10 protein-coding genes are annotated in these 4,802 nt (G+C 62.0%); 3 read left to right on the top strand and 7 right to left on the bottom strand.

What is annotated here, in order from left to right:
* Nucleotides 1–263: 263 nt before the first annotated feature.
* The 3 genes from J7024_RS36255 to J7024_RS36245 form a co-directional block, all read right to left on the bottom strand.
* Nucleotides 264–407, bottom strand: coding sequence for a DUF3309 family protein (locus J7024_RS36255; RefSeq protein ID WP_279607269.1), 144 nt, complete (start codon nucleotides 405–407; stop codon nucleotides 264–266).
* Between the two features lie 52 nt (nucleotides 408–459).
* On the bottom strand, nucleotides 460–606 hold the full coding sequence (locus tag J7024_RS36250; RefSeq protein ID WP_006413561.1) for a DUF3096 domain-containing protein: 147 nt from the start codon (nucleotides 604–606) through the stop codon (nucleotides 460–462).
* A gap of 62 nt (nucleotides 607–668) precedes the next feature.
* On the bottom strand, nucleotides 669–1,256 hold the full coding sequence (locus tag J7024_RS36245) for a BPSL1445 family SYLF domain-containing lipoprotein (protein ID WP_175787727.1): 588 nt from the start codon (nucleotides 1,254–1,256) through the stop codon (nucleotides 669–671).
* Nucleotides 1,257–1,576: 320 nt separating this feature from the next.
* On the opposite strand from J7024_RS36245, the gene J7024_RS36240 reads away from it, so the two are divergent.
* Nucleotides 1,577–1,753, top strand: coding sequence for a CsbD family protein (locus tag J7024_RS36240; protein ID WP_175770678.1), 177 nt, complete (start codon nucleotides 1,577–1,579; stop codon nucleotides 1,751–1,753).
* A 116-nt stretch (nucleotides 1,754–1,869) separates the two neighbouring features.
* Here the strand turns inward: J7024_RS36240 and J7024_RS36235 are convergent, their stop codons facing one another.
* Complete coding sequence (locus J7024_RS36235) at nucleotides 1,870–2,205, bottom strand: hypothetical protein (RefSeq protein ID WP_234745989.1); 336 nt, start codon at nucleotides 2,203–2,205, stop codon at nucleotides 1,870–1,872.
* A 70-nt stretch (nucleotides 2,206–2,275) separates the two neighbouring features.
* On the bottom strand, nucleotides 2,276–2,470 hold the full coding sequence (locus J7024_RS36230) for a hypothetical protein (RefSeq protein ID WP_175752134.1): 195 nt from the start codon (nucleotides 2,468–2,470) through the stop codon (nucleotides 2,276–2,278).
* 263 nt (nucleotides 2,471–2,733) lie between these two features.
* On the opposite strand from J7024_RS36230, the gene J7024_RS36225 reads away from it, so the two are divergent.
* Both J7024_RS36225 and J7024_RS36220 read left to right on the top strand, forming a co-directional pair.
* Nucleotides 2,734–3,006, top strand: a complete 273-nt coding sequence (locus J7024_RS36225) for a hypothetical protein (protein ID WP_175770680.1) — start codon at nucleotides 2,734–2,736, stop codon at nucleotides 3,004–3,006.
* Between the two features lie 67 nt (nucleotides 3,007–3,073).
* On the top strand, nucleotides 3,074–3,253 hold the full coding sequence (locus J7024_RS36220) for a hypothetical protein (RefSeq protein ID WP_098553544.1): 180 nt from the start codon (nucleotides 3,074–3,076) through the stop codon (nucleotides 3,251–3,253).
* Nucleotides 3,254–3,317: 64 nt separating this feature from the next.
* On the opposite strand, the gene J7024_RS36215 is transcribed toward J7024_RS36220, so the two are convergent.
* Nucleotides 3,318–4,499: a DesA family fatty acid desaturase gene (locus J7024_RS36215; RefSeq protein ID WP_175752130.1), complete on the bottom strand. Its 1,182-nt coding sequence runs from the start codon at nucleotides 4,497–4,499 to the stop codon at nucleotides 3,318–3,320.
* A gap of 88 nt (nucleotides 4,500–4,587) precedes the next feature.
* On the bottom strand, nucleotides 4,588–4,802 hold a 215-nt coding region (locus J7024_RS36210; protein WP_234745988.1), incomplete at its 5' end, for a glycine zipper 2TM domain-containing protein.

Raw genomic sequence — 4,802 nt, 5'->3', positions numbered from 1 at the left:
TTACCTGATGCTGGCCCTCGAGCAAGGGCCGCGTGCGCAACTGTTGCCGCTGGTTCCGTGGGTACTGGCCATCATCGCCATGTCGATCGTGCTGCACGGCATTTCGGCCGTGCCGCTCATGCGTCGCTATGCGTGAGATCCAGTGCGGGCGCGGTGGCGCGATGCGTACGCGGGTCGAACGGTTCGGCGGGATGCCACACCCGATACTCGCGCTGTCGGGCGGCAGTCTTTCCATGAACCTGCAGCGTCGATGATGTCCCGTGTCACAGCCTGCCCAGCAACATCAGGATGAGTAACACGACCAATACCAAGCCCAGCAATCCGCTTGGACCATACCCCCAGCCGTTGCTGTAGCGCCAGGTCGGGATCACCCCGGCCATCAGCAGCACGACAACGATCAGTATGATCGCGGGCGCCGCCCGCGAGGTTCGTCACCTGCTTTTTCGCGAGAGGCCTGGTTCAGTGGAGATGTCCTCCGAACAGCCCGAGCAACCCGATGACGATGAGGTAGATCGCAACGATGTAATTCAACAGACGGGGCACCACCAGAATCAGAATGCCGGCGATCAGCGAAACCAGCGGGCCCGCGCTCGTGAGAATGTGCATACGCCCTCCGCAAGAATGAAAACAACCAATGAAGACCAAGCACGCCCTGCGTCCGCCGCTCGTTACAGCGACTTGAGCCGGGTGACCTTCGTGCCTTCCAGCGTCATGCCGGCCATCAATCCGTTGTTCGTCAGTACGAATGCTTCGATCGGCGCGGTCGCGGTGCTGGTGTCGACATTGCCGTTCGCGCCGACTCTCAGTACTGCCACCGACGCGTCGCCGCCCACCGACCAGCCTTCGCTGTTACGGAAGCGACCGAGCGCATCCTCGGTCATGAACAGGAAAATGATGGCTTTCGATTGCGCACCGATCTGCAGGCCGATCGAGCCGGTCGTGGTTCTGTAGTATCCGACCGTGCTGCCAGCAACGCGCAGCGAGCCTTCGCCGTACTGGCCGCCGACGAAGAAGCCGGCCGCGATGACTGACGGGAATACCAGCACGCCGCGCGCGTTGCCGACGAGTTCACGCGAGCCTTTCGCGGTCGTGTAAAGGCGTGCAATGGTCGAGTCGACGCCTGCATCGATGGTGTGGCGCTTGTCGGCCTGGTGACTGCTGGCGTCGGATGTGCCGGTCGTCGTGCATCCCGAGACCGCGAGGCCGATAGCCAGGATCGATCCCGGCGTACCCCATAGAAATGTTCGTCGCTGCATGATTCACCCCAGGTTTTTCGTGGATACCCCTGACGCTACACACAGGCGAATGCGAATGCGGTACGAAAGCGTACCAAGGATGCAAAAACAGACAACCTTCGCAACCTGGCTTCGCGGCGATCGATCCAATCGCCGCCCGCATGCATACGCTGGCGTGCCGGCGCCGATCCGCGTACGGCATCGTACCGATTTCCATCGCGATTGCGCTCAGTGTGTCTTCGGGCGCCCTGGTTGTTCCGCGCAAAGCGCCCGATACGACGCTTCGATGGTTCCAGGTTTCGTACCGGTGAAGCAGGCGCCCCATGTCAAGGAGCAGTGTGATGAACAAGGATCAGGTGAGAGGCCGCATCGCGGAAGCGAAAGGCAGACTGAAGGAAATGGTCGGCAGGATCATGGGAAATCGATCGACCAGAATGCAGGGCACGGTCGAGCAGGTCGTCGGAAAGACACAAGCGTCATTCGGTGACGCGAAAGAGCAATTCAGGAAGCGGCCGTAGGGTGTTCGCGCGAACGGTTCTGTAGGGCCGCGCGATCGGGCAACGTGATGCGGATTCACTGGATGTTGACGGCGCGTGCAGGCAACATCCGGCGATACCCGTTTCCCGACTGACCGTCACGATGCCGCAATGCGTTGGGGGCGGTCGCCATGCGCAGCGGCAAGCGGCTTGTGCTGCTCGTTTCCCACGCCGGGAAAGAACGCGTCCCACGCGTCCCGGACACCTTTCGCTGCGGTCGCATCTGCGGTCGCATCCACTGCGTCGCCCGACTTGCCCGGATTGGAGCGCAAGCCTCGCCAACGCGTAAAGGTGAGCACCGGCTTTTCCGTCCATTCGCCATCGCCAAACCTCGCAAACGCCGTGTCGCCGCTCACCAGTCGCACTTCATACCATCCGTCGCGAACAGGCGCGTATTGGTTCACCGTAAACCATCGTGTAGATTGGGTTTTCATCATTGCCTCATGGATCCATGGTTCGTTGTACGGGACGAAAATCCGGTCTCGCCTGACCGACGCATGCGTGCTAATCCGCACACCGATTCAGCCACAGCCGGCCTGCGGCCGTCATGTTGATCGAACCGACGGTGCGCGCCTCGTATGCAAGCCCGTGGGTAAATAGTTCATTGGCAATGGAGTGAGTAATATCGGCCCGGGAATCCGGGATTCGATCAAGCGATTTGAGGGTCTCGACGACCTCGGGTGAAAGCGGGATACACATGGCGACCTCCTCGGTGTCGAGTTCATCGTGAACCGGACGACACGCGTTGGTCTGTACGGTATCGACTATTTGGAAGCGAATTCTTCCGCAACGGCACCGCAAGCCGGTGATCGACCAGCATCGAAAATATGCTTCGGCATCCGATATTATTATTGCGAAACCATTGTCAAGCGCGCACACTGAAGATACCTGCCGGTTTGTTGTCAAGGCATCGGCGCCCTCGAATCCTTCGGCGCCAACCGTTGCTCTGTCAGGAGCAAATCATGACCATCCCCACTCTCGAATATCGCGGACGTGAACTCCGCGTCTATTCACAAATGCTTTTCCCGCCATTCGGCGATCCCCACGCCCCCGGCCCGAAGCGTTTCGCTTCAATCGTGCGCATCGACACGGTTCCCGCGACCTCGGCAACGGCACCGCGTTACTCGACCATTTTCGAGCACGGCGCTCCGCAAACGGCGGCGCTCGCACTCGACCTGGCGATGCAATTCGGCAAGGACATCGTGGATGGCAAGATCGCCCCCGCGGCGATCTGATCCGTCCGCCGCATCCGGCTCGACGCGGCGTCTTGCGACGCGAGCACACCTCACTCAGGAGCAATCCATGAAATATCACTCAGGCACCTCAATTGATCGGCGCGATGACGCGACCCGGCAAAAGCAGCGGGATGATCTGGCCCGTGCCGATGTCGAACGCGCCGAAAAGCGCATCCGCCAGGATGCCGGCATCAATTCCAATGCGAGCAAGTGGCGTTATTCGCGTCCAGACAATCGGGCGAGATGAGCGGCGCTTGCGCCGCGAACCGTTGCATGCAGGTCCCGCATGGCAGATCACCGGCGTGCCGGGATCACGCATACCGGCGCAGGCGCATCGAAAAATCGGCGATCGCCTTGATGCCGCTCTGCTCCGCGCAACGGCACCAATCCTGCAACTGAACCAGCAATTGCTCGTGCGATGCGTGTGACCACGTCCATAGCTCGAGCAACGCCTCGTACATATCGACGTACACTCGCATTCGCCGATTCGCATTGGGGCTCGTCAGCGCCCGCAGATCGGGCTTGCCCCGATGGCCCCAGGCCTGGCGCAGCCAGCGTTTCATGGCGAGCGCGAATGCGCGCTTGTCGTCGCGGCTCATGTCCTTGATGCGGCGCAGTTCCCGCCGGCAAGCGGGTTCGAGCATGTGCGCATAGGCGGCCATCACCGCATGCCGGTTGCGGATGACCGCTTGCAGCGTTGCGTCGTCGACCACTGCCTTGTTCAGGAGCAGGCGCGGCTTCGTTGCCACTCGCCAAACGGTCGCCAGTCTCAACGCCGCCAGCAGGCGGATGTACAGCCAGCCGATGTCGAACTCGAACCATCGGTTCGACAGCCTGGCCGACGTCACGTATGCGTGGTGATTGTTATGCAGTTCTTCCCCGCCGATCAGAATGCCCAGCGGGAAAATGTTGGTGCTCGCATCGGGCGTCGCAAAATTCCGATAACCGCTGAAGTGGCCGCAACCGTTGATCACGCCGCCGGCCCAGAACGGAATCCACATCATCTGGATCGCCCACGCCGCCACGCCGGGCAGCCCGAACAGCCCGACGTCGATCACAGCGAGCAGCCCGACGCCGAGATTCGGATAGCGGGCATAGACGTGGCGTTCGAGCCAGTCGTCCGGCGTACCCGATCCATACCGGCGCAGCGTTTCCTCGTTCCGCACTTCCTCCCGGTACAGTTCCGCGCCGCGAAGCAGCACGGTCGCGAGACCACGGGTTCGCGGGCTATGCGGATCGTCCGGGGTCTCGCTCCTCGCGTGATGCTTGCGATGCACCGCGACCCACTGCAGGGTCAGCATGCCGGTCGTCAACCACAGCCAGAACCGGAAGAAGTGGCTGACGCACGGGCGCAGCCCCAGCGCCCGATGCGCCTGACAGCGGTGCAGGTACACGGTCACGCTGATGATGGTGACATGCGTGAGCGCGAACACGACCCACGCAAGTTGCCACCAGGACAGCCTCAGCTCGCCGTTCAGGAGAAATGCCGACATACCGGTCGCACTCCGGGTTACGCACGTATCCGCGCGCGCTTCGCCGTGACGGCGAGTGCGCGTGCCGATTCCCTACCCTTCGGCCGGCCTATTTCCCGACCTGGTTGCCGACAACGCCGCCGACGGCCGCGCCGCCCACCGTGCCCAAGGCACTGCCGCCCGTCAGGACCGCGCCGGCGACGCCACCGACACCAGCCCCGATCACGGTATCCGTTCCGCGGCGAGACATACCGCCGCAACCCGCCAGCACGACAATCGTCAATGTGACTATCGCCATCTCGACCGCCACGGAATATAGCTTTT

The organism is Burkholderia sp. WTPI3 (assembly GCF_021483755.1).
Classification (GTDB): domain Bacteria; phylum Pseudomonadota; class Gammaproteobacteria; order Burkholderiales; family Burkholderiaceae; genus Burkholderia.
The sequence above is the reverse complement of the archived record's forward strand: the minus strand, read 5'-3'. Positions and strand labels throughout refer to the sequence as shown.

What these genes read in the sequence shown, in the direction of transcription:
- J7024_RS36250 (WP_006413561.1), bottom strand. Translation starts at nt 606, where the DNA reads ATGCACATTCTCACGAGCGCGGGCCCGCTGGTTTCGCTGATCGCCGGC.
- J7024_RS36245 (WP_175787727.1), bottom strand. Translation starts at nt 1,256, where the DNA reads ATGCAGCGACGAACATTTCTATGGGGTACGCCGGGATCGATCCTGGCT.
- J7024_RS36240 (WP_175770678.1), top strand. Translation starts at nt 1,577, where the DNA reads ATGAACAAGGATCAGGTGAGAGGCCGCATCGCGGAAGCGAAAGGCAGA.
- J7024_RS36235 (WP_234745989.1), bottom strand. Translation starts at nt 2,205, where the DNA reads ATGAAAACCCAATCTACACGATGGTTTACGGTGAACCAATACGCGCCT.
- J7024_RS36230 (WP_175752134.1), bottom strand. Translation starts at nt 2,470, where the DNA reads ATGTGTATCCCGCTTTCACCCGAGGTCGTCGAGACCCTCAAATCGCTT.
- J7024_RS36225 (WP_175770680.1), top strand. Translation starts at nt 2,734, where the DNA reads ATGACCATCCCCACTCTCGAATATCGCGGACGTGAACTCCGCGTCTAT.
- J7024_RS36220 (WP_098553544.1), top strand. Translation starts at nt 3,074, where the DNA reads ATGAAATATCACTCAGGCACCTCAATTGATCGGCGCGATGACGCGACC.
- J7024_RS36215 (WP_175752130.1), bottom strand. Translation starts at nt 4,499, where the DNA reads ATGTCGGCATTTCTCCTGAACGGCGAGCTGAGGCTGTCCTGGTGGCAA.